General features: G+C 30.8%; 23 protein-coding genes. 11 read left to right on the plus strand and 12 right to left on the minus strand.

The features are described 5' to 3' along the window. Positions 1–42: 42 nt before the first annotated feature. Positions 43–465: a hypothetical protein gene (locus tag FHK87_RS14825; RefSeq protein ID WP_140594427.1), complete on the plus strand. Its 423-nt coding sequence runs from the start codon at positions 43–45 to the stop codon at positions 463–465. Then, on the plus strand, positions 465–761 hold the full coding sequence (locus FHK87_RS14830; protein WP_140594429.1) for a DUF721 domain-containing protein: 297 nt from the start codon (positions 465–467) through the stop codon (positions 759–761). The genes FHK87_RS14825 and FHK87_RS14830 overlap by 1 nt, the downstream gene beginning before the upstream one ends. Here FHK87_RS14830 and FHK87_RS14835 read toward each other — a convergent pair. From FHK87_RS14835 to FHK87_RS14850, 4 genes are all read right to left on the minus strand, one after another. Further along, the gene (locus FHK87_RS14835) at positions 747–1,139 is read right to left on the minus strand and encodes an acyl-CoA thioesterase (protein ID WP_140594431.1); all 393 of its coding nucleotides are present in this window, start codon (positions 1,137–1,139) and stop codon (positions 747–749) included. The two genes, FHK87_RS14830 and FHK87_RS14835, sit on opposite strands and share 15 nt — an antisense overlap. Positions 1,140–1,274: 135 nt before the next feature. Then, positions 1,275–2,696, minus strand: a complete 1,422-nt coding sequence (locus FHK87_RS14840) for a PKD domain-containing protein (protein WP_140594434.1) — start codon at positions 2,694–2,696, stop codon at positions 1,275–1,277. Between the two features lie 254 nt (positions 2,697–2,950). Beyond that, the gene (locus FHK87_RS14845) at positions 2,951–4,426 is read right to left on the minus strand and encodes a hypothetical protein (RefSeq protein ID WP_140594436.1); all 1,476 of its coding nucleotides are present in this window, start codon (positions 4,424–4,426) and stop codon (positions 2,951–2,953) included. A 250-nt stretch (positions 4,427–4,676) separates the two neighbouring features. Beyond that, positions 4,677–5,867, minus strand: coding sequence for a hypothetical protein (locus FHK87_RS14850; RefSeq protein ID WP_140594439.1), 1,191 nt, complete (start codon positions 5,865–5,867; stop codon positions 4,677–4,679). 174 nt (positions 5,868–6,041) lie between these two features. Between FHK87_RS14850 and FHK87_RS14855 the strand changes: the two genes are divergently transcribed. From FHK87_RS14855 to FHK87_RS14865, 3 genes are all read left to right on the plus strand, one after another. Beyond that, the gene (locus tag FHK87_RS14855; protein WP_140594441.1) at positions 6,042–6,563 is read left to right on the plus strand and encodes an RNA polymerase sigma factor; all 522 of its coding nucleotides are present in this window, start codon (positions 6,042–6,044) and stop codon (positions 6,561–6,563) included. 93 nt (positions 6,564–6,656) lie between these two features. Beyond that, positions 6,657–7,568, plus strand: a complete 912-nt coding sequence (locus FHK87_RS14860) for a FecR family protein (protein ID WP_140594443.1) — start codon at positions 6,657–6,659, stop codon at positions 7,566–7,568. A gap of 76 nt (positions 7,569–7,644) precedes the next feature. Then, the gene (locus tag FHK87_RS14865) at positions 7,645–10,125 is read left to right on the plus strand and encodes a TonB-dependent receptor domain-containing protein (RefSeq protein WP_226294264.1); all 2,481 of its coding nucleotides are present in this window, start codon (positions 7,645–7,647) and stop codon (positions 10,123–10,125) included. Positions 10,126–10,153: 28 nt separating this feature from the next. Here FHK87_RS14865 and FHK87_RS14870 read toward each other — a convergent pair whose 3' ends face one another. The 5 genes from FHK87_RS14870 to FHK87_RS14890 form a co-directional block, all read right to left on the minus strand. After that, the gene (locus FHK87_RS14870) at positions 10,154–10,819 is read right to left on the minus strand and encodes a hypothetical protein (protein WP_140594448.1); all 666 of its coding nucleotides are present in this window, start codon (positions 10,817–10,819) and stop codon (positions 10,154–10,156) included. 25 nt (positions 10,820–10,844) lie between these two features. Next, complete coding sequence (locus FHK87_RS14875; protein ID WP_140594450.1) at positions 10,845–11,354, minus strand: hypothetical protein; 510 nt, start codon at positions 11,352–11,354, stop codon at positions 10,845–10,847. A 13-nt stretch (positions 11,355–11,367) separates the two neighbouring features. Next, on the minus strand, positions 11,368–12,201 hold the full coding sequence (locus FHK87_RS14880) for a hypothetical protein (RefSeq protein ID WP_140594452.1): 834 nt from the start codon (positions 12,199–12,201) through the stop codon (positions 11,368–11,370). A 167-nt stretch (positions 12,202–12,368) separates the two neighbouring features. Further along, positions 12,369–12,788 (minus strand): nucleoside-diphosphate kinase, encoded by a 420-nt coding sequence (locus FHK87_RS14885; RefSeq protein WP_140594454.1) that lies wholly within the window; start codon positions 12,786–12,788, stop codon positions 12,369–12,371. Between the two features lie 150 nt (positions 12,789–12,938). Continuing rightward, positions 12,939–13,955 carry an alkaline phosphatase D family protein gene (locus tag FHK87_RS14890; protein WP_140594456.1) on the minus strand — a complete coding sequence of 339 codons (1,017 nt, stop codon included), beginning with the start codon at positions 13,953–13,955 and terminating at the stop codon, positions 12,939–12,941. A gap of 153 nt (positions 13,956–14,108) precedes the next feature. Here FHK87_RS14890 and FHK87_RS14895 point away from each other — a divergent pair, with 153 nt between their 5' ends. Genes FHK87_RS14895 through FHK87_RS14905 form a run of 3 tightly spaced genes read left to right on the plus strand, consistent with a single transcriptional unit; the run spans position 14,109 to position 16,822 of the window. Beyond that, positions 14,109–15,125 carry a DHH family phosphoesterase gene (locus FHK87_RS14895; protein ID WP_140594459.1) on the plus strand — a complete coding sequence of 339 codons (1,017 nt, stop codon included), beginning with the start codon at positions 14,109–14,111 and terminating at the stop codon, positions 15,123–15,125. After that, positions 15,122–15,673, plus strand: coding sequence for a gliding motility-associated peptidyl-prolyl isomerase GldI (gene gldI / locus FHK87_RS14900; protein ID WP_140594462.1), 552 nt, complete (start codon positions 15,122–15,124; stop codon positions 15,671–15,673). Before FHK87_RS14895 ends, gldI begins: the two co-directional genes overlap by 4 nt. 12 nt (positions 15,674–15,685) lie before the next feature. Further along, positions 15,686–16,822 carry a peptidylprolyl isomerase gene (locus FHK87_RS14905; RefSeq protein ID WP_140594464.1) on the plus strand — a complete coding sequence of 379 codons (1,137 nt, stop codon included), beginning with the start codon at positions 15,686–15,688 and terminating at the stop codon, positions 16,820–16,822. Positions 16,823–16,941: 119 nt separating this feature from the next. Here FHK87_RS14905 and FHK87_RS14910 read toward each other — a convergent pair whose 3' ends face one another. Further along, positions 16,942–18,018 (minus strand): DUF3810 domain-containing protein, encoded by a 1,077-nt coding sequence (locus tag FHK87_RS14910; RefSeq protein WP_140594467.1) that lies wholly within the window; start codon positions 18,016–18,018, stop codon positions 16,942–16,944. A gap of 249 nt (positions 18,019–18,267) precedes the next feature. Between FHK87_RS14910 and FHK87_RS14915 the strand changes: the two genes are divergently transcribed. Both FHK87_RS14915 and FHK87_RS14920 read left to right on the plus strand, forming a co-directional pair. Next, on the plus strand, positions 18,268–19,728 hold the full coding sequence (locus tag FHK87_RS14915) for an aminoacyl-histidine dipeptidase (protein ID WP_140594470.1): 1,461 nt from the start codon (positions 18,268–18,270) through the stop codon (positions 19,726–19,728). A 340-nt stretch (positions 19,729–20,068) separates the two neighbouring features. Continuing rightward, positions 20,069–20,590 (plus strand): DUF6985 domain-containing protein, encoded by a 522-nt coding sequence (locus FHK87_RS14920; RefSeq protein WP_140594472.1) that lies wholly within the window; start codon positions 20,069–20,071, stop codon positions 20,588–20,590. A gap of 99 nt (positions 20,591–20,689) precedes the next feature. On the opposite strand, the gene FHK87_RS14925 is transcribed toward FHK87_RS14920, so the two are convergent. Together FHK87_RS14925 and FHK87_RS14930 are read right to left on the minus strand one after the other, a co-directional pair. Next, positions 20,690–21,364: a hypothetical protein gene (locus FHK87_RS14925; RefSeq protein ID WP_140594475.1), complete on the minus strand. Its 675-nt coding sequence runs from the start codon at positions 21,362–21,364 to the stop codon at positions 20,690–20,692. 180 nt (positions 21,365–21,544) lie between these two features. Then, positions 21,545–22,240, minus strand: coding sequence for a hypothetical protein (locus FHK87_RS14930; protein WP_140594478.1), 696 nt, complete (start codon positions 22,238–22,240; stop codon positions 21,545–21,547). 151 nt (positions 22,241–22,391) lie between these two features. Here FHK87_RS14930 and FHK87_RS14935 point away from each other — a divergent pair, with 151 nt between their 5' ends. Beyond that, positions 22,392–25,376, plus strand: coding sequence for an amidohydrolase family protein (locus FHK87_RS14935; RefSeq protein ID WP_140594481.1), 2,985 nt, complete (start codon positions 22,392–22,394; stop codon positions 25,374–25,376). Positions 25,377–25,414: the final 38 nt, after the last annotated feature.

The following is a 25,414-nucleotide window of genomic DNA, read 5'->3' on the forward strand; positions in this document are numbered from 1 at the left end:
TATATAAAAATAGTATCGATTTTAGATAAATAGATTAAACATATGAAAACAAAATCTACTTATATACTAATTGTGATTGTAATGTTTTTTTCTTGTTCAAAAAGCACAAATCCACAAGAATATGTACAATATATAGAGGGGTATTGGGAAATTGACCGGGTTGTTTTTCCTAATGGAACCGAAAAAAAATATTCCTTCAACCAAACCATTGATTTCTTTGAAGTTAATGATTCTATCGGGATTCGAAAAAAAGTGCAACCTCAATTAAACGGTAACTTTATTGTTACAAATGATAATACTGTATTTAAAATAAAAGTTGAAAACGACAGTTTACGACTATTTTATAACAATGATCTTTCGAATTGGAAAGAAACAATTATTTCTGCGGGAGAATCCAATATCACTATCAAAAATGAAAGTGGAAATGTTTACTTTTACAGACCCTATAAAAAAATAGAATTATAATGGCAAAACGCAATCAGGAGCACCAGAGCATTAGTGATGTTTTAAAGGATTTTGTTACGGATCACAATCTACAAAAAGGATTGGATAAAGTAGAAGTGCGCTCTGTTTGGGAAGAAATTATGGGCCCCGCCATTACAAAATATACACATCAGATCAAATTAGAACGCGATACTTTATATGTACAACTTACTTCTTCTGTCTTAAGAGAAGAATTAAGCTATGGAAAACAAAAGATAATTGATAACCTTAATGAAGCTTTAGAAAAGCCTTTGATCAAAAAATTAATTTTGAGATAATCTATCTTTTACATATTCTATTTTTGTTTTGCCATGTGGAGATGGTCTGCCCTCTGCATTTAGATTGACCATAGTAATATTCTCTACTTTGATAATTGTTTTGCGTGTGAGCTTATTTCGTACTTCGCATTTTAGAATTAATGAGCTATTTCCAAATTTTACAACATCCATTCCTATTTCCACAATATCACCTTGTACTGCCGAACTCACAAAATTGATTTCAGACATATATTTGGTAACTACTCGCTTATTTTCTAATTGTATTACGGCATACAGGGCTGCTTCTTCATCAATCCACTCTAATAGTCTACCTCCAAATAATGTTTCGTTGGGGTTTAAATCTTCTGGTTTTACAATCTTTCTGGTATGATATCTCATATGATTACTTTTGAATCAAAAATACCAAAAACAACAGGTAATTTCTATACATCGATGAAGATTTACGTAGTTTGTAAAATCAAGCAATCTGTATTCTCATATTATAAAAAATAGTATAGATTTTTTATCTAAAATTTAGGGCACAACGACCTGCCTGCATATTTCTACACCATCTGGACATAAAGAAAGAATATCTTGAATTCTTACACAAACATTATACGTACCAGGAGCCATAAAATCATGAGTCACAGTATTAGAACTTATTTGATTATCTATAAAAATATCATCAACAGTCCAAATAAGGTTTACATCATTTTGAAGTCCTCTTATAGATGGTATAAGCGAATATAGAGTACCGGATTCTGGTTCTGAAGTAAAGTCTAGATCAGGGCAGTTCTCTTCTATAATAACAGACCTACAAAATGATGTTCCTTCTGGGCAAAATTCTGTAAAATCTGTTTCTATACACACTTCATAGGTACCTGGCCCTAGAAAAGTAAACTGAAATGTCCCTCCTCCTTCTTGAGCAAATATTCCATCTACGGTCCATTGAAAGCTTGTTTGTCCTATACTTTCTAGATTTGCAGTAAACTCATACAATAAAGGTTCCAGGCTATTTTGTTCAAATGATAATGCAGGGCAATCTGTCTCTGCCGTAACTTCTTCACAAATCTCTATACCTAAAGGGCAATCAGGAGATATAATCATAATACATACCGAATGTGCTCCAGGAGCAAATACTCTTGTAAATGAATTTCCTAGTTGACCAAAATCAAAAGGTACGTTATCAATAATCCATGTTATTTGATATTCTGGCTTAACTTCAAAATCTGTACTAAAAGTAAATGTATTTGGATTAACTGTAGTTACTGCAATTTCGGTTTGTGGGCATCCTACACAATTATCAGCAATTTCATAAAAATCAAAATACGTATTAATCGTAGTGCTTTCTGCATTAGGACCAACCAATACATCGATAGGAAATTGAAAATCCGGTTGATAACTTGCAGCTTGATTCGCATAAAACTCATCAAACTCTTGCTCAGTATTCAACAAAACTTCTGTCTGATTGTTATCTAAAATAGCAATAGGATAATCAAATATAAAACATTGTCTAAAGAGTCTATCAAATTCTTCTCTAACCGTTGTATAATTACAATCATTCAAAAGATTCAGTAAAGAATTTTCGTTTTGAATTGAAGTACTTTGACCTGTTGCTTTGATCAACACTTGTATCGGAAACTGTATACCAGTCACATTAAAGTTTTCACTTTGGCCTGATAAAACGCTTTGTAACCCAGAATAATTATCGATCGTTATATTCGAATCATTGTTGTACCCTAAAATAATTGGATATTGAAATCTAAAACATTGTTCTTCTTCTGGTATGTTAGCGATTCTGGATTTTAATGTATTGAGAAGTGATACAATGCCCGAACTAGGTACTATGACCGTTTGAGAGGTATCAGGAAAATCAACATTTTCATCATCTACGCATGATACTACAAAACTAGTTATCAATACTATAAAACTTATATGCTTTAAAATTTTTCTCAAGATTAGTGCTTTGTCTGTTTATAAATATAACGAATGAAAGTAAAATCACCCTACCTTTTTTAATCTTAAGACCAATAACTTCTTTTCAAAGTTTATGAAAAGCTAAATATAAACCTCTATATTTTTAGATCTGTTACAAGTTTTATTCATTTAATAAAGAAATATATTTACATAAAAAATTCTCCGAAAGTACGTTACGCTTTCGGAGAATTAACCTAATTAATCTAACCTAACAAACTTAATTATTGTATATATTATTGATCAGTACTGGGTACTGTAATCGTTTTACAAAATTCTTGACCATTGGGGCATTGTGCCGATGTAGCTACTACACATACAGAATAAGTACCGGGTTGTAGCTGATATTCGATAAGATTATCTGTATATGGGCTTCCATTAGGAGTCAGTAAAGGTTGTCCCTCTAAAAACCATCTATATTCTTGTCTTACAAAATTCTCATCCATCCTAACAGAAAATTGATAACTATTAGAAACATTTTGTGTTGGGTAATAATCAAAAACAGGGGTTCTACAAGTATTATTTTCTTCTACATTAATGGTTTTACAAACCCTTGTGCCATTAGGACAATCAGGGGTTTCTATAGCTATACATACTTCATAAGTACCTGCTTGATCAAATTGATATAAAAATGGTGTATCTCCTGTAAGGTCAGAAGAGTTCCCTACATATTGTTGATTTACAAACCATTCTACTACAACATGATCCATAATATTAGTATCAGAAACAGCAGGATAAAAGTTATATGTATAATTCCCATTTGTTTTTTGATAATCAAAAGCTAATTGAGGGCATCCCTCAATTGTAATCGTCTTACAGAATTTCTCACTACCCTCCGGACAAGCTTCTGAAATTCCGATAGCACATATTTCGTAAGTCCCTGATTGTAATTCGTACTCTATTAGATTGTCTATAAATTGAGTTTGATTTGGAGTTAATAATAAATTTCCATTCAAAAACCATCTATATTCTGTAGCTTGATTAGTATTATCTTCTGCAGTAAACGCATATCTATGATCGCTATTTGGCAACTTTTCATATGCTATTGTCAACTCAGAACAGCCATCATTCATCTGATCTCCTGCAACAAATTCTTTGCAATATGATGCTCCTTCTTGACAATCCGGAGTAACAACTGTCAAACAAACTGTATATGATTCTCCCGGTGTAAATTCACGATAAAAATATCTATCATTCTCTTGTGAATTATTTGATAGCTCTACTTCTTCATTATTAACTGTCCATGCAAAGCTAGTTACTGTTTCTAACGTTTCAAATTTGGCCATAAAACCATATCCAATTTGAGTTCCCGGCTCAGCTTCCATCGTAAAAAATACTTGAGGACAATTTGAATCTGGTTCTGTTACTGTTATTGTTTCACAATACAACTCGCTTCCGTTTTCGCAATCAGAGGTTTGTACTTTCAAACAAACTTCATACTCACCTGCTCCAGACAATTCTTGACTTTGCCCTGATAAAAAATTATATTCAAAAACGTTTTGTCTTGCATTATCAATCAATACATCATTTATATACCATGAGTATACTGTATCGTCTGTATTTACACTAGAAGTAAATTGATAACTTCCCAAATCATTTCTTTTTTCTACTGTAAATTCTACGGTAGGACAGTTTTCAAATACTTCACCCTCGCAAGAAATAAATCCTAGTGAAAGCAACATGAACAAAAATAAAAGGTTAAGTTTTTTCATTGTTTAGAAAATTTAAAAGTTGTTTAGTTTATATATTTTCTCAAAGACACAATGGTGTGCTTATATTAATGAAACGAGTATAGTAAGAAAGCCCCTACCCCTTTGTTTCTAAAAAATATCTTAAATGTTTTGTTAACTTTTTAATATTGCAGTTCGTCTTCAAAAGATTTAATAAAAAAATGAGACCGTATACAATTTGCACACGATCTCATTCTGTAAAAATATAGAGAAACTTTAAACGATGCTATATCTATAGATTTTGAAAGTCTATGTTAATACATTTTTCTACAGTACCACATGAACTGGTTTCACCTTTATAACATATTTCATATCTACCAGCTTGTGTAAGGTGATCCTTTAGTATCAAAATATTACCTGTAAAAGAAGTATGATTTACTTGATTACCATTTATTTTCCAAACCACAGAGTTACGATCTATACCAAGGCTTGTAACTTTTACACCTACATATTCATTAGTACCAAATGAGGCATAAATAACATCAAAAACAGAACAATCTACTTGTACTGGCTCAGGAATGATTACATCTGCACAATACTCAATTCCATTTGGACAATCTGGTGTTTCGGCAAATAAACAAACACTATACGTTCCTGGTTGATAAGAGCTAAGGTCTAAAGAATTATCACGATCCTGATTTTGTAGGCTTTCTGTTTCTACAACCTGACCATCTACTCTCCATTCGTAAGAATCCAAACTATTGATCCCAGGGAAATTTGCAAATAAAAGGCTTCCTTCGGTAATAAAGCTTAATTTTGGACATAAAGGATTAGTATTATTTCTAACCTCTATTTCTTTACAAAATGGTTCTGCCTGCGTGCATGTCGGACTTTCTGAAATTAAACAAATGGTGTATGTACCTGATTGCAAATTCGCAAGTGAGTATTTATCATCCCCCTCAAAATCAGCACCTTCATTTTCTATAATAGTTTCATTACCCAGCGGACCTCCTGTAATTTGCCATGCATAAAATTTGATTGTATCGATACCTTCAAAATCAGCTATCAAATTATCTCCTTCTCTAGTATATTTGAGAGTAGGACAAGATTCACCTTCTGTTTCACTTATAGTGATTTCTTTACAAAATTCTGTTCCATTTGGACAATCTGGTGTTTCTGTTTTTATACAAACCTTATAAGTTCCCGGATTATAATCTTTTAAATCCAGGGTATTATCTCTTTGATTATCATTGCTTGTAGTTTCGGTCTCTACCAGCTGATCGTCTACATACCATTCGTATGTCTCCAGATTTTCGATACCTTCAAAATCTGCTATTAATGTTTTACCATCTTGTTTAAAAGATAATTCCGGACAGCTAGTTTGTCCTTGTTCTTGTTCTTCTTCTGTAAGATCTCCTTCACAAGAAGTAACCCCTATCACCAAAGCTAAAAGATAGATCCATAAAAATTTATGATTTTTCATTTTTCAAGTTGTGTTTTAATTAAAGATTTAAGTTCAATTCGCGATTTTTGTGTTATAACATTGATAAAACGAGTTACTCTTGTAATACCCTACCTCTATTTTTATTTTTTTGTGATTCTATTTTTCTTCCCAAGAAAAAAATATAGATTTGAAAAATAAATTCCAGTACCATAAATGCCTGAAGACAAAAATTCTATATGTAACGATACTGTTTTTGATGTTTTTTTTAAGAAACACGCAAAACTCCTACGAAACTATATGTACTATAAATTTGGTGATTTGGAACAAGCAGAAGATTTTGTTCAAGAAGCATTTATAAAACTTTGGGATAATTGTGCCAATGTACCTATTGAAAAAGCCAAAAGTTACATCTATACAATCGCTACCAATTTAGGAATCAGCGCTACAAGACATGAAAAGGTAAAATTCAAATATCAAAATTACATATCGCAACGTAAGCAGGATATCACGAATGAATCTCCTGAGTTCATAGCTCTTGAAAAAGAATATATGGAAACGCTAAAAAATGCTATTGCAAGTCTTCCCGAACGACAAAGAGAAGTTTTTTTATTGAGTAGAATCGATAAAAAAACGTATCGAGAAATTGCCGAGATGTCCGGAGTATCTGTAAAAGCTATAGAAAAATTGATGCATAAGGCATTATTAGCATTAAGAAAAAAAATTGGAAATATTTGAAAACAGCTAACTATTTGATAAAAAATCAAATAAAGTATTAAAGAGGGTAGGGTTATTTATAAATAAAACGTTCAATTATATAGAACTACGATTATGTTAGACGATCAGAAAGATGACATATTTTTATCCAGATGGATGAATGGAGAACTCACAGAGCAAGAACTTGATGAGTTTAAATCTCATCCAGAGTATCATTATTACGAAAAAATAATGAGAGGTACAGATGCTTTACAGGTAAAAGAATATGATACTGATAGCAAGCTTGCTTCTATAAAATCCAAAAGAAATACAGTTCAACATAAGCCCAAAAAAGTAGTTAATTTGTGGCCATATATAGGAGTAGCGGCTTCTATAGCTATTATTCTTGGAATCTTTTTATTTAATAAAGACACTTTTTATTCAAGTGGGTATGGAGAACAACTTGCTGTGACATTACCCGATGGTTCTGAGATGATCCTTAATGCAAAATCTACAGCTACTTTTGACAAAAATGATTGGAAAGAAAACAGATCTGTACAGTTGACTGGTGAAGCTTATTTTAAAGTTACAAAAGGTAGCACTTTTACTGTAAACACCAAAAATGGAGAAATAAAAGTATTAGGAACTCAATTTAATGTACAATCACAAGACGATTTTTTTGAAGTTGTTTGCTATGAAGGAAAGGTAAGTGTTACAAATCAAAGTACTAATGAGATTTTGACAGCAGGAAAAGGATTTAGAAACATTGTTTCTATCGGTTCAGAAAACTGGAACTCTGCAAGCGGTAAACCTTCTTGGTTAGACAATACCAGTTCTTTTAGAAGTGTTCCTTTGGCCTATGTGATTAAAGAACTTGAAGAGCAATATCAACTAGAGATCAATACAAAAGATATAAATCTTACCATTATCTACACAGGTACTTTTCCTAATAACAATAAAGAAATCGCTCTTAATACTGTTTTTAGTACCTTAGGCATGAAATATCGCATACTACCCAACGGCAAGACCGTAGTATTAGAAAAGTGATATAATGACGAGAATTTTATGTGTATTGTTTTTTTTATGTTGCCTAACTGTTTCTTCTCAAGAGGAAACAAAAAAAATGATATTCTCTAATGAGTCCTTGCCCAAAGCCATTGAAATTATTGAAAATCAATACAATATCAAATTCTCATACATAGATTCTTTAATAGCTGATAAAAGAATTACGGCTACAATAGCTCCTTCAACTTCTTTAGAAAAAATCATCGAAATATTAGAACGTAAAACAAAATTACATTTTACTATCACCGGTAAAAATTTTGTAACCATAAGTAAGTTTACAAGCAAAGATGACATAAAGGTTTGTGGTTACATCTATGATGAAGAGCAAAAACCGGTAAAAGACATCAGAATATTTTTTAAATCAAAAAGAACGAATACGATTACAGATGAAAATGGTTATTTTGAAAATAATACTGTACCATATAATTCTGTTATTTTGATAAGTGCTCCAGGTTTTAGGCAAAAAGTACTTAATGCATCAGATTTTTTGAATGACAACTGTCTAAAAGTTTCATTGATCAATACTACAGAAGAGGTTCTAGACGAAGTTCTTATTCAAGAATACATTGCTAAAGGAATTACTCTGGATAAAAATAAAATCAATATTGATCTAAGTGAAGTAGATATTCTTCCCGGGCAAGTTGAACCGGATATTTTACAAAGTATACAGCTTACACCTGGTGTTAATAATCCTTTTGAAACTGCTAGCGGACTATTTATACGAGGAAGTACTCCTGCACAAAATTTAGTATTATGGAATGGTATTAAAACATATCAACAAGGGCATATGTTCGGTATGCTTTCTGCTTTTAATCCTTATGTTGCCAAAGAAGTTAATTTTTCTAAAAGTGGGGTAAGTGCGAAGTATGGTGATCGTATTGCAGGTGTAGTAGATATTCAATCAAACAAAGAAATCCCCAAACGTTTCTCGGGAGGAGCAGGTTTTAATATGATAAATGCAGATATTGTAGCACAAATACCCCTCATTGATAATAAAGTTTCACTACAAGTATCCGGTAGACGTTCTTTTACAGATGTTCTAGAAACTTTTACTTATAAAAAGTTTTCTGATCGCGTATTTCAAAATACAAAAATCACAGATGAATTATCATTACAAGAATCCAAAAATAACTTTTATTATACCGATTATAATACTAATCTTATCATCAAGCCCTCTACCAAAGACAATATAGAAATCAACACAATCTATAGTAAAAATGATCTGGATTTTGGTAGAGATAACAGTATTCTATCTTTTACTGATGAGCTCATTACTGAAAATGAAGGATACAATATACAATGGGAACATCAATATAGTGATAAAACCTCTCAGCAAGTAAGTGGATACTATACAAAGTATCTACTCAATTATAAGTTCAATACAAAAAATGTTGATGAGTTGATAGAGGTTGAAAGTAAAAATAATCGAATACAAGATATTGGAGCCAAATATCATTTGAATTTTAAACTATCAGACAAACATCAACTTTCGGGAGGGTATCAATTCTCGAATAATACAATAGAGTATTCTTTTTCAACCACTACACCAACGTATCAGTTAATTTTGGATCAGGATGATCGTTTATTAAACACCCATGCTGTATATACTGAATATACTTATAAGGATCCTAAGAATTTTTATTTTGCTCTAGGTTTTCGATTCAATCATTATTCAGAATTAAATAGTTCATATTTTGAGCCTAGAATTCATTTAGAAAAATATTTAACTAAGAACTGGACTATTCATACTACTGCAGAGCTAAGGAGTCAGGCATTAAGTCAAATTCGAGAGTCTGTAGTAAGTGACTTATCACTAGAAAATCAAGTATGGACACTTGCAGATGAGGATCGATTTCCTGTCATTACTAGTCATCAAGTGACTTTTGGAAGCAGTTTTAAGAAAAAAACATGGAATTTTGATGTCGATGGGTACTATAAGCAAATCAACGACATCACCACACTTACTTCTGGTTTTATCAACCCTATAAACAATACCTTTAATATTGGTGAAAGTAGTGTATATGGTGTAGATGTTTTTCTTAAAAAGAAATTCAATAATTATAAAACATGGGTAAGCTATTCGTATATTAATACTCAAAATACTTTTGAAGATATTAATAATAGTGAATCTTTTCCCGGTAACTGGAACATAGAACATACCATAAAATGGTCACATTTCTATAAATTGAAAAACTTTCAATTTTCATTAGGTTGGATGTGGCATACAGGAAAAGCTTTTACTAATGTAGCGGGAGTAGATGAAAGTGGCTCGATAATTATTCTGGATTTTGGTGAAATTAATAGTAACAACTTACCTGTATATCATCGATTAGATTTTTCTGCAATTTATGATTTCAAATTTAATAGAAATCATAACACTAACTATCGTCTTGGTCTTTCTTTGGTAAATGTATATGACAGAAAAAATATTCTCAACAAAGAAATAAGAACAACTAACTCTCTCAATAATCGCTTTATCAATTCTGATATATTTTCTCTTGGATTTACTCCAAATGTGAGTTTTAGAGTATTTTGGTAATTATTTTCATATTAATTAAATATACACTTTAGTTACTCTTATAGGTATAAAATATTTTAAACCTATGTGTTTTCTGAGCCTCATATTCTTCTGAAATAAGTTGATGTTTTGTATCGTATTTTTTTATAATTTTTTCTAAAAACTTACCTGTATCATCATATGTATATTGAGTCATTCGATTATATTCATGCAAAAATTCGATTTCTTCTCCTAAAAAATATTCTGATTGGTCTGGTTTTTTTACTGACTCTGAAGCCTTATTGCATGAGGTTTTATAGTGTTTGATCGCAATAGGTTCGCTCTTTTTATTATAACTTATCAAATATTTGTTCCATACACCTGTATCTCTTGTTTCACAAATAGATTCATCAAACATTTCAAGCTCTTTTTTTCCATTTGCTGCTTTTATAATGTTATTAGTTACAAAATGGCTCTGTAAAGGAATTTTATATTGAAAATCTCCTTCTTTTTTTATTATAGAATCTTCTAATCGCCATATTTTGGATAGTAAACTACTATCCTTGTAAGTCTCATTATATCTATAAACTTCTACATAAGTATCATAATTAAAAGAGAGATTTTGTTCCTTTTTCTCCTCTTGAAAAGTAGTTTTAATTTGATTTGTATTTGATCCATTTTTGTAAAATATAAAACATAGAGTTCCTATGGATATACTTAATAATATTCCTTTCATAAAAAGCTATATAAAATTTAGTGGATTAGTTCTTTTTGTCTTTTGTCAACAACTTTCCTAGGCTTTTGTAATTACTAACTAAAAGATATCCGATTAAAATTCGTATCCCCAAACCTATCAGGCTAGGAAAATTTACTTCTACACTAATAGTAGAAGCTCCAACCCTACCTTTAAAAAAATAGAAACATTGTGTTAAAAAACCTGGAAGAGTATCAATAATTAAATATGATCCTATTAAAATCAAGGCAATTTTAATAATCATCGAATCACTGAAGTTTGTTATCACAATTTTATCATTATCATAGCCTTTGTCCAGATTTAAGAGATTAATAATAGAATCTGACTTCAGCACAAGAATAAAGAATATCAAAAATAATAATGCAATGAGTACAAATGTGGGTAATAAAGAGATAATATCAATTATATTTTCATACTGATACATACTAACATAAGAAAATATATTAGAAATTGAACCTATCAAAAAATATAACCCAAATAATTTTATTATTATTCTAAAAAAATCTCTTTTTGTCATGCTATGATATTTGCTATTCGTTTTTAATATTTTTCTTAATCCAACCTATAATACGTTCTGAATAAGGTTGAACACTATTTTTTTGATATATAAAAGAACTTGGAGATAACACTTCAATTAACTCCCATTGATTTCCTTTTTGATCTGTTTTATGACTAAGTTGTTTATATTTTGCGTTCTTTTTTATAGCACCAATTACATTACCTTCAAAAATATCGTCGGTACAATCATCTTTGATTTTGCTATCATTAACTTCACAATACGTTCTAATCTGAGTAATTTGGAGAGTTGTTTTGATCTGTATTTCTGAAAGATTCTCTTTTTCGGGTATTTCAAAATCTGTATGCCAAAACATTGTACTACGCTTTAGTATAGAATCATGACCACGTTTGAATTTTAATTCTGTAACAGCACCATTATGCATACAACAACAAGGAAATCTTTTGATTCTAAGATTAGTTCTCTTCTCTGATTGCTCAATAGATGTAATTATTCCCACAAAAGATTCTTCATTCACATATACATCATTTATATTCATCAAAACATCTAATGCTAGATTAACAGGATCATGAGTATTTTTTATTCTACATAAGACATCTAATTTACCGTCAAAATTCAAATCTATTTTTTGAATTTTCAGGCCATCCGCAAATGACTTATCTACATATTCTCTATGCGCTAGAGATTGTAAAATTTTTGTTTTTTCTGATATTTTTAGAGTATCGTAACTTTTATCACTCCATTCGATTTCTGTAGCATATATATCTAAAAATATACTATTACTTTTTTGAGCAAAAGTGGTAGTAATAAATAGAAAACAAAGAGATATTGAAATAATAAAATTCATTCAAAAATAAATAGTTGTATACTCTAACTTATAAACAGGGTAAAAATAGATGTACTTATAGAACCAAACAACACTGTTTTCAGGGATTCGTGAGAAAATCATCAATAACAAAAAAAACCATCTTCGGTCGAAGATGGTTTTTTAGATATTTGTTTTAGATAAAAATACTAGAACTGCTCTCTACCTGAAAAATGGAAAGCTCCTTCGATAGCAGCATTTTCATCGCTATCACTACCATGTACTGCATTCTCACTAATAGAAGTTGCGTATTTTTTACGTATTGTTCCTTCTGCAGCTTCTTCTGGGTTTGTAGCTCCAATAAGAGTTCTAAAATCCTCAACCGCATTTTCTTTTTCTAAAATTGCAGCCACTATAGGTCCGCTAGTCATGTACTCTACAAGTTCTCCATAGAATGGACGTTCTTTATGAACAGCATAAAAAGCCTTTGCATCATCAGTTGTAAGTTGAGTTAGTTTCATTGCTACAATTCTAAATCCAGAAGCTGTAATTTGTTCAAGAATTGCCCCAATGTATCCTTTTCTTACCGCATCGGGTTTAAGCATTGTAAAAGTTCTGTTTGTTGCCATAGTTAATCATTGTTGTTTTTACTTCTAAGTAAAACTTAAAAAGTATATTTAATATCTATCAGATGATTCCTGATTTTTTAAAAATTTTGTGCAAAAGTATATATAAAAGCATCAAAAACAAGAATATTATTCGAAAGTATTTTGAAATAATTAATCTTTTGGGTATTGTTTTTCAAGTTCTTGTAATACAATATTTTTTTGACCTTTCATCTGCATTGTGACCGTATTAGAATCAAAATCAAAATACAGTACTCCAAAACTTGGTACAGATACTACATTACCAACTCTATACTTGTTTGATTCTCCTTTATAATCGCTATAAGAATGAGTTAATCCACTTGATGTAAAATCGATTAGAGGGTATTTTAATCCTTTAATTTGTGTGGTTGAAAATTCTGAGATATGACGATCACCACTCAATACAATTGCATTCCTTACCTTTTTGTCTATCAACATTTTCTTTAATTTTTGAACTTCATGAGGAAAGTTACCCCATGTTTCAAAGCCATGTTCTGATGACAAAAACTGTATGCTACTTACAATTACAATAAAATCAGAATAATTAGCTTCTAATTCTTTTTCAAACCATTGCCATTGTTCTTCTCCTAGTACTGTTCCTTCTCCATTTTGATAAGGCTCATATCTGCGATCGGGAGATGTACTATTTTTCAGAGGTGATCTAAAGTATCTTGTGTCTAGTGTTATAATTTTTATACTCCCTTTTTTGGTTTTAAAGATTCTGGAAGCGTATACTCCAGACTGTTTACGTCTTGGACTATCTTTGGGAACATCAAAAAAATCAAGAAATAATTGCTGACTTTCTTCTTTTTTACTCCACTCTTTTCCTGCATCATTTTTACCATAATCATGATCGTCCCAAGTACCAATTACAGGAACAGAATTTAATAGTTCTTGATATTCAGGTTTATTTTTTTGAATTGTGTAGTCTTGCTCAATTTTTGTCATGTCGTCAGAATCTGCATAAATAATATCGCCTCCCCAAACAAATACATCTGGATTAGTACCCATAATATCTTTCCATAATGGTTGCGGGATATTTTGTTTACTGCAACTTCCAAAAGTTAACGTAAAATCATATGATTTTTTTTGAGAGAAACTAAATAAACTCAAATTGATTAAAACAAAAGAAATAAAATACCTCATCATTATTAATATAATTACAATTGAGCCATAAAAGTAAGTGATCTTACATTATGATAGTATTAAATTTGACATGCTTCTTACTCGATTATGTATATAATGAAAGGAGATATGCTATATCTTGTGGTTTATTTGGCTTTATTGTATCTTCGCTGCCTTATGAATACTACAGAAGTTGATCAAATAAAAAAGGTATTGGCAACGCCAAAAAATATTGTAATTGTTTGTCATAAAAATCCCGATGGAGACGCAATTGGTTCAAGTTTAGCTTTATATCACTACCTAAATAATTTCAAACATAATGTAACAGTTATCACTCCTAATGATTATCCAGATTTTTTAAAATGGATTCCAGGAGAAGATCATATTCTTAAATATGATCTTAATCAAGAAGCTGCTCTTTCAAAAATTAACGATTCGGATATTATTTTTACTTTGGATTTTAATCATTTATCTCGAAGTGGAAACATGGAACAGGTTCTTGCTACTACCAAGGCTACTTACATCATGATTGATCATCATCAACAACCAGACAATTATGCAACTTATATGTATAGTGATACAGCAATGAGTTCTACTTGCCAAATGATCTATCATTTTATAGAAAAAATGGGCGACCTTGACAATATCACTCCTGAAATAGCTACAAGTATTTATATTGGTATAATGACAGATACGGGTTCTTTCAGATTTAGATCAACAACAAGTACAACTCATAAAGTTATCGCAGACTTAATAGACCGGGGGGCTGACAACACCAGTATCCATGAGCGTATTTACGATACAAATACTTTATCCAGAATACAATTAAGAGGTGTTGCTCTTAATAACTTAATAGTGTTACCAGAATATAAGACTGCATATATTACTTTAACTCAAAAAGAATTAGATACTCATAATTTTCAAAAGGGAGATACAGAAGGTTTTGTTAACATGGGGTTGTCTATTTTAGGAATTAAATTTGCCGCTATTTTTATTGAAAATAAAGCTGAAGAGATTATCAAAATCTCTTTACGATCAAAAGGTGATTTTTCTGTAAATGAATTTTCTAGGGAACATTTTGAAGGAGGAGGACATCATAATGCGGCAGGAGGAAAAAGTAATCTCTCATTAACTCATACCGTTGAGAAATTTATTAGTATCTTACCATCATATAAAAATGTCCTTAATCCATGAGATTAGCTCTTAACGCCATCCTACTTACACTTCTATTTGTTTCTTGCAAACCTCAAGAAGCAAGACGACCTCTAAGTATTTCATCAGGTTCTTTTATTAGTGAGTCTATTGACCGTAATAAAAAACTAGCTTCCAAAGAAGAAGCTCTGATACAAAAAATTATTGAAGAGGATACCGCACACCAGTATATTACATCAGAAACAGGATTTTGGTATTTCTATACCCTAAAGGATTCTATCTCAACTACTACCCCTAAATTTGGAGACATTGTTACTTTTAATTATAATGTAAAAGATCTTAAAAACAATACCATCTATAGTGAACAAGAACTTGATACTATCACATATAGAATAGACAAAGAAGAACTTTTTTTAGGTCTTAGAGAAGGGTTAAAACTTATGAAAGAAGGTGAAAAGGTAACTTTTTTCTTCCCTTCCTATCAAGCTTATGGATATTATGGAGATGACCACAAGATTGGTACAAATATTCCGTTAATAACAGAAGTAACATTAAATACAATTACAAAAGAATCAACAACAAAAAATTAATTAACATCAAAAATGAAACGATTAAATCTATTGCTTTTAGCAATTATTACTATCACATTGAGTAGCTGCGAAGAAAAATATCCTGATCTAAAAGAAGGGGTCTATGCAGAGATTATTACCAATAAAGGTACAGCAGTTGCAAAATTATATCACAAAGAAACACCTATGACAGTCGCTAATTTTGTTGCACTGGCAGAAGGTACCAATACAAAAGTAGATAGTACTTATAAAGGGAAAAAATATTATAATGGTATTGTTTTTCATAGAGTGATAAAAGACTTTATGATCCAAACAGGTGATCCATTAGGTACCGGTACCGGAGATCCTGGATATAAATTTCCTGATGAAATAGTAGATACACTTACTCATAAATCTAAAGGTATTTTATCAATGGCTAATTCTGGTCCAGATACAAATGGAAGCCAATTTTTTATTACATTAAAAGAAACCCCATGGTTAAATGGAAAACATACTGTTTTTGGTGAAATTGTAGTAGGACAAGATATCATAGATAGTATAGGTGTAGTAGAAACAGCTCCAGGAGATAAACCTAAGCAGGAAATAAAAATGCTTGAAGTAAATATTATTAGAAAAGGTTCTGATGCAAAATCTTTTGATGCAGAGACTACTTTTAATGATAAACTAAAAGTGATTGAAGAAGAAAAAGCTGAACAAGAAAGAATAGAAAAAGAAAGGAATGACGCAGTTGCTGCAAAATTCAATGAAATCAAAACATCTGCAAAAAAATTAGATAGTGGTTTAGAGATTGCTTTTATCAATGAAGGTGATGGAGAAAAACCAAAAGCTACAGATATGGTTACTATAAATTATGCTGGTTTTTTTACAGATGGAAAAATTTTTGATACTAATCTTTCAGAAAAAGCTAAAGAATTTGGCATATATGATGAGCGAAGAGCCAGTGTACCTCAAGGATATGCTCCAATCCCAATGCCATATTCACCAGACGCACAAATGATACCTGGTTTTAAAGAAGGGGTTCAGCAAATGAAAGTTGGAGACAAAGCTGTGATATTTATCCCTTCTCATCTTGGTTATGGTGAAAGAGGTGGCGGACCTATCCCTCCTAATAGTGATCTTATTTTTGAAATAGAACTGGTAAGTATTCAAAAAGCTGAGGAAGCAAAATAAAAGAAATAGAATTTTAAAATACACAAAAAAGAGCTATAAAATCTATAGCTCTTTTTTTATTTGTATTTCAATAGCCTTAATAATTAAAAAATATAATAGTGATATATCTTATTTTTTACTTAAACACTTTTTAGAGATAGTGTTTTATAATAATTCACTAACAAAGCAACTACATAGCTATAGGTTTCAATACCATCAGGTTGGTTATTTGCTTTAAGATAACTATCATAAGTACTTTTAAAAATAGGCTCTATCGGGTTTTCATAAGAATCCCAAAATTCATTTACTTTTTTGTAATTTTCTCTAATCCCCGGTCTTAATTCTTCTATCAGACAAATTGCTTTTTCTTCATTTCTAACATAAAGATCATTCAGACAAAATTTTAGAGCAAATGTTGTCCCACTATATTTAAAATAAAGATCATCATAATTCATTGTAACAAGAGCTGCTATAAAATTAGCCTCATTTTCTTTTGCAAACCCTAATTGATGAGCCTGTTCATGACAACTTGTTGTCGGGGCTTTATAATTAAGTATTAAACTATTGACTTGAGATTCGTTGGTTATTGGGTTCAAATATCCACTAAATCCCATATAGGTAAGAGGTAAACTAAGCAAAGATTTTTTGATACTTTTTGGATGATAAGAAAGAAAAGGTAGAATTTCACTCGATTGTTTGTAAGCAGGTATCGTTTTATCAAACACTTCTGTTTTTGAGTATGGAATTTCTATCGGTAAAGAATCAATAGGTTCTAACTTTTGATGCAGAATATTTGCCTGAACAATTAATTTTTGAGATACATGTATTAGTTCTTCTTCTGTGTATTCATCCTTTATCCCCAAAATTTCATGTAATGGTAATCTGTAATAATTAATTCCCCAAAATATGTGAAAACTAGCATAGATTACAGATATAGTAGCACCTACATCAAGAAGTACTACTTTCCAGGTATTTTTTCTTTTAAAAATACTTCTGAATATAAAACGAAGTAGCATTATAATCAAAACCAAATACAAAATATCACCAAAAGAAAACGGTATCCAACCAAAGGCATAACGTAAAATTTTGGATGTGTAAGTATAGATACCATTGCTATAAACTTTTTCAATAAGATTCGGAAAAAGTGAAAGAATTTGAATACCAATTATCTGTATTGGTAAAAGAACTGTGAGAAATAGTTTTGTTTTGGATTGCATCAAGTAATAACTAAATTCAGAATAAATTATAATACCAAATCTAAATGTAATACGCTAAAGAAAAGAATTTATTTGTTCTCTCAGAAATAAATAATTAAAAAAAGATCTTAATTCTACTTTTGCAACATATAGAATATCAGAAACACACATTGACTTTAATTTCTCCAAAATGAATAATTTTAGATTAATATTTGGGATTTGGCATTTAAAATTTAGAATTTCGCAAGTATAAAAACACAATATTTGATTATGAATTCAGAAATTAGAGCGTTAGAACCAAAGAGACTTTGGAATAAATTTGCAGACCTTAATGCAGTGCCAAGACCCTCAAAAAAAGAAGAACGTGTTATTGCTTTTATAAAAGATTTTGGAGCATCTTTGGGATTAACAACCGAAGTAGATCATATAGGAAATGTTTTGATAAAAAAACCGGCTACCTCTGGCATGGAAGATCGCAAAACAGTTGTCATGCAATCTCACCTAGACATGGTACATCAAAAAAATGCTGATACTATTTTTGATTTTGATACTCAGGGTATTGATATGTTTGTTGATGGAGATTGGGTAAAAGCAAAAGGAACAACGTTAGGAGCAGATAATGGTCTAGGAGTAGCAACAATTATGGCAATATTAGAATCCGATACTATTGCTCATCCTGCAATAGAAGCATTATTTACAATAGACGAAGAAACAGGGATGACTGGAGCGTTAGAGCTAAAAGGTGAGTGGCTACAAGGAGAGATTCTATTAAATTTAGATACAGAAGAGGATGACGAAATAGGAGTTGGTTGCGCAGGAGGGGTTGATATTACAGCTCAAAGATCATATAAAGAAGAAGCAACACCAGAAGGAAAATCAGGATATACGATTTCTGTAAAAGGGTTGAATGGAGGACATTCTGGAATGGATATTCATAAAGGTTTAGGAAATGCCAATAAAATTATGACCAGACTATTGTTTGATAGTTTTGAAAACTTTGGATTACAAATACATGAATTAAAAGGAGGAAGTTTAAGAAATGCTATTCCAAGAGAAAGTTTTGCAACTGTTGTTGTAGACACAATACATGCAGAAGCTTTTGAATTCGAAATCAAAGAGTTGGGCACTACGATCAAAAAAGAACTATCAATAATTGATCCTGATTTAACAATTACATTAGATGCCATTGAGGTACCAGAGAAATTGATGGAACTTGGAGTACAGGAAGGAGTAATAAAATCTCTATATGCAGCACATAATGGTGTATATACTATGAGTGCATCTATCCCTGACCTTGTAGAAACCTCTAATAACATTGCCAAAATATCAATAGCAAACAAAAAGATTGTAATAGAATGCCTTACTCGTAGTAGTGTAGAATCTTCAAAACAAGACTTGGTTAATAAACTAAGGGCTACTTTTGAACTTATTGGATGTGAAGTTACAACAAGTGGAGAGTATCCCGGATGGGCACCAAACATGGATTCTCCTATATTGAAAGTATTAGATCAATTGTATGAAAAACTTAATGGAGAAAAAGCACATGTAGCCGCTTGTCATGCAGGATTAGAGTGTGGTATTCTAGGTCAAAACTATCCTGATATGGATATGATATCTTTTGGTCCAACAATTCTAGGAGCGCATTCTCCTGATGAACGTGCTAGTATATCATCGGTTCAAAAATACTGGACATTTGTACAAGAAATTTTAAAAGAAATCCCAAAACGTTAATCAAATATTTTTTAAAATAGTAAAAGCTACAGTATTTATGATATACTGTAGCTTTTTTATTTTACGATGTAAACTAGTTATCCATATAACATTACTAAACGTAACGTTACCCATATGATCACTACTTTTATTTTGAAACACAAAAACGACCTCTTAATAACTTAATTGATCTTTACATCAGATGAATATCGTAAAAACTGGCTAGAAAGTAAAATTGATACAAACAAGGTAAAACTTATATAGAAAATACCTACGTGACTTCAAAAATCCCTGAAAATGGGGTTTTATGATTTGTTATCAACATGTAATTTTACGAAACACAAGAAAAACAAATCATCAAATGATCACAAAAGAAGAAATACAACAAAATTGCGTTTGGGATGATTGTGATACCGCAACGCTGCATATATATTCAAATTATTTTGGAAAAGAAATAGAAGTCATATTTAGATCAAATAGTAAAAGAAAAATCATTACTGACAAAATGGTAGCATGTTGTAATGATTTTTTAGCTCTATCTGAAGAAGGCGCTATAAAATTAAAGGAATTACTATATAGTCATTGTAGATTATGTTTTAATACAATTCAATACGGGCATATTGTTCCCAAAGGAATAGAAACATATCTAGAAGCTAACCAAAGGGGCTTTCATATTTTTAATCCAGATACTGCTTTTGATAAATCCAATATCGAGTCAGTATATATAGATAGAGATCATGATCATTATAAAAATAGATATGTAGAGATTTTATTTTATCCCGATTGGGAAGATGAGCATGGTTGTACTATCATTCTAAAAAATGGAAAACCAATTGAATTTGAAGATAGCATGCCTTACATTGGTAAGTATGAATACTTATAAAAAAGGCAACTATGTATATTTTTAATGTCAAAAAAATATCGAGAGTTTAGACCCTCGATATTTTAATTTAAATAGCTCTTGAGATACTATCTGTTCTTTTCAATTCGTCAAAGTATTGTAATAATTAACGATCTTTACAACATCTTTTTCTTTTTTACAGTTAAGTTTTTTTGATGAAATATACTTTTCAATCTCACTTTTTCTGTCTCCTAAAACCCTTAGTATATCTTTTTCTTTTAATCTCATTTTAAGTAGCTCTCCTTCTTCATTCAATATAAAATAACTATGCTTTTCTACATATTTATCTTTTGTTGTCTTTTGATAACCTCCAATCGCCTCTCTACCTTGTTTTATCTTTTTTTCAACTTTCATAACCAAAGAAGTTTTCCCCTCTTTTAAAAAAACAAAAAACTGCTTAGTTCCTTCAAAATCTAATACTTTATAAGCATATCCTTCATCCAAAACAATTTCTATATTGTCTCTTTTTAAAACATTAAATACTTCGGTTACTTCGATTTGGTCATTTAAAGCATTATATCGAACAAAAGCTCTACGCGATTTTTGTTTATTTACAAATACAGAGGCTAATTTATTTTCATTTTCAAAGTATTCATGACCTTGGATAATATTCTTAGAAGGTTTTTTAACAACTACTCTGGTTCCATAAGCACTCAGGTTTGACGTTTCTTCATCTTCAACAATTAAATCATTTTTTGATTGTCCAATAGACAGAAAAGTTTGTATTAATAAAAGTGCTAAAAACATTTTTTTCATTCCTTATAATTTAAAATTTTGTCCGACAAAGGAACGATTTTTCTTATGAAATATTTAACAAATTACAGATGATTATTAATGGGTTGATTTATAAGTTGTTATCGCTTAACTAAAATAAAATTAAAAAAATACAGTCAACCATTTTTTACTAGTAAAAAATGGTTGACTGTATTCATAAAATTATAATGAATTGTAGTGATCAATGATTTTAATCAAATCTTCTTTTTTCTTAAAACGAAGCTTTTTTGATGAAACAAAATTTTCAACTTCATCTTTCTTACTACTTAAAGCTGCTAAAATTTCTTTCTTTTTAAATTTAACAGGGATAAACTTATCTTCCTCTGTAAGAATAAAATAATCATTTTGTAAAACATACCTAGAAGGTTTATCTTTTTCATAATTAGTTGCTGCCTTAACACCTAATTTTATCTTCTTTTTTGGTCTAAGTGCTAGAGAGACTTTACCTTTGTTAAACAAAATATAATATTTTTTCTGGTTTTCTTCTTCAAATACTTTATACCTATATCCTTTTTTATCTAAAACAATTTCTATATTGTCTCTTTTAAACATTTTATAAGTCTTATCGTTATCTGTAGTTTCAACTTCATCATCCACTGCATTATATCTCACCATACATTTTACTTTCATATCTCCATTAACATAAACCGAAGCCATTTCTTTATTATCTTCATAATATTTATGACCCTTTATGTTTTCGACAGAAGATTCTGTAACGATTACTCCTATTCCTCCAGCAGACGGATCAAACCCATCGATTTCTCCGGGACCTCTTGAAGAAGCCGATCCAAAACCTTGCGCATTGATTGTTAAACTAAAAACTGAGCAAATGCTCAAAAAAAATAGTATTTTCTTCATAATTGGTATTTATTTAATGATTGATGCTAAAAAAGCAATTCTATAAATAAACTAACATATCTATCGTTAAAAATATCCTAATTAACAATAAACTTTTATCCTATAATTTATCTTTAAAAGAAAAATACACAAATCAACTTATCTAATCCTTATGAAAAAACTTCTACTATCACTTCTCGTGATATACGGAATTTTAAATTCTAATGCTCAAGATTATTTTCCAAAGAATGATGGCGTAAAGACAAGTAATACAAATTATACCGTATTTACAAATGCGACAATCCATACTACACCAAATAATATCATTACCAACGGTATTCTTATTATTCGACAAGGTAAAATTGTTGACGTTGGTTCCTCTTCTATTGCAATTCCAAAAAATAGCATCATCACTGATCTTGAAGAAAAACATATTTATGCTTCATTTATAGATTTATATACAAGCTTTGGAGTTCAACCACCAAAAAAAAGTAAAACCAGTCCCTTCAGAGGGAATCCTCAATATGGATCTTCTAGAGAAGGGTATTATTGGAACGATCATATTAGACCGGAAACCAATACACTTACTCATTTTAAATATGATAAAAAGCAAGCTGACGAATATATAAAACAGGGATTTGGAGTTTTAAACACACATATGCCGGATGGTATTGCTAGAGGTACCGGTTTACTTGTTGCTTTAAATAATAAAGGAACTGTTGGAGAAAGACTACTGAGTGACAGGTCTTCTCATTTTTTTTCTTTTACTAAAAGTAATAAAAGTAAACAACTCTACCCTACTTCACTAATGGGAGCTATGGCTCTATTAAGACAAATGTACCATGATGCAACCTGGTACGAAAAAGAAAATTCTAAAACCAAAGATCTATCACTGGAAGCTATCATAAGAAACAAGAACCTTCCACAAATTTTTGAAGCCGGTAGTAAAGAAAATGGATTCAGAGCTGACAAGATTGGAGATGAATTTAATATCAATTATGTACTTCTTGGCGGGGGTAACGAGTATTCTAGAATCGATAATGTAATCGCTACAAATGCCAAATATATTATCCCACTGAATTTTCCTGATGCCTACGACGTTTCTGATCCCTTTTCAGCAAATTTGGTAAGCTTGGCTGATATGCGCCAATGGAATCAAGCTCCTTCAAACCCATCAGTATTAGCAAAAAAAGGAGTTGTATTTTCTTTTACTACTCACAAACTAGACAAAATTAGTAATCTTCAACCAAATATTTTAAAAGCTATAGAATATGGATTAGATCATAAAACAGCTTTGGCTTCTCTAACAACAATCCCAGCAGAAATTTTAGGAAAAAGTGATCTTTTGGGAAGTCTCAAAAAAGGAGCATACGCTAATTTTTTAATTACCAAAGAAGAGTTATTCTCTAAGGAGAATATCGTATACGAAAATTGGGTACAAGGACATAAAAATGTAATCAACAATATGAATGTAGTTCCTATTAATGGGAAATATGAATTTATGATTTCTAATAAGAAATACAATATGTCAATTACAGGAAAACCATCTACACCAAAGGCCGAAATTACTACTGAAGGTAAAAAACTAGGAACCAAAATTAGTTATAAAAATGATTGGGTCTCCGTTACATTTACACAACCAGATACTACCAAAACAAACTACACTCGTTTAATAGCATCTATAAACAAAAAAACAAACCTCTGGAACGGAAAAGTTGTTCTCCCCAACGGCACAGAAACTAATCTTATCATAAAAAAGAAAGAAGAGCCACCTGTTACAAACAAAAAAGAAGAGAAAAAAAGTCAACAAAAACCAGAAGTATTTCCTGTAACATATCCTAATATGGCATATGGCCATTCAGCACTTCCTGCTTCAGAAACTATTTTATTCAAGAATGCTACAGTATGGACGAATGAAAAAGAAGGAATCTTAAAAGAAACAGATGTACTTATCAAAAGTGGTAAAATCGTTTCTATCGGAAAAAATCTATCATCTGGCAATGCAAAAATAATAGATGCTACAGGCAAACATATAACTCCGGGAATCATCGATGAGCATTCGCATATTGCAGCTGCTGCTATTAATGAAGCTGGTCATAACTCTTCTGCAGAAGTTACCATCGAAGATGTTGTAAATCCAGAAGACATAAATATATATCGAAACCTAGCTGGTGGAGTAACCTCAATACAAATCCTTCATGGCTCTGCAAATCCTATTGGAGGTCAATCTGCCATCATTAAATTAAAATGGGGTGAAAACGCAGATAATCTCATTTATAAAAACTCACCCAAATTCATCAAATTCGCTTTAGGAGAAAATGTAAAACAAAGTAATTGGCAAAGTTTTAGTCGTTTCCCACAATCAAGAATGGGAGTCGAACAATTATTTATGGATTATTTTCATAGGGCTAAAGAATATGAAAGGCTCAAAAATAGTGGTAAACCCTTTAGAGAAGATATCGAATTACAGACTATTTCAGAGATTATAAATGGAGAACGCTTTATCAGTTGCCATTCTTACGTACAAAGTGAAATTAATATGCTGATGAAAGTAGCTGAAAAATTTAATTTTAAAGTTAATACTTTCACTCATATTCTTGAAGGATATAAAGTAGCTGATAAAATGGCTGCACATGGCGTAGGAGGCTCTACATTTTCAGATTGGTGGGCTTACAAATTTGAAGTAAACGACGCTATACCTTATAATGCAGCTATTATGCACAATCAAGGGGTATTGACCGCTATTAATAGTGATGATGCCGAAATGTCTCGAAGGTTAAATCAAGAAGCTGCGAAATCCGTAAAATACGGAGGTGTAAATGAAGAAGATGCTTTAAAATTTGTAACACTAAACCCAGCCAAATTATTACATATTGATGATAGAGTGGGTAGTATCAAAATAGGAAAGGATGCTGATATCGTATTATGGACAGATCATCCACTTTCTATTTATGCAAAAGCAGAAAAAACTATAATAGAAGGGGCTATTTACTTTGATTTAGAAAAAGATAAAGTTTTACGTAGAAAAATTAAAGAAGAAAAAAGCAAACTTTCATCTATGATGATCAAAGCAAAAAATAAAGGACTTAAAACACAACCTGCAAAAAAGAAAGAACATCAACATTTTGAATGTGAAACTTTAGAAACTATACACTAAGTTCTAAAGTTTTTACAATTCATAAAATTCAAAAGCAA

This window comes from Aquimarina algicola (genome assembly GCF_006443095.1).
In the GTDB taxonomy this organism is placed as follows: domain Bacteria; phylum Bacteroidota; class Bacteroidia; order Flavobacteriales; family Flavobacteriaceae; genus Aquimarina; species Aquimarina algicola.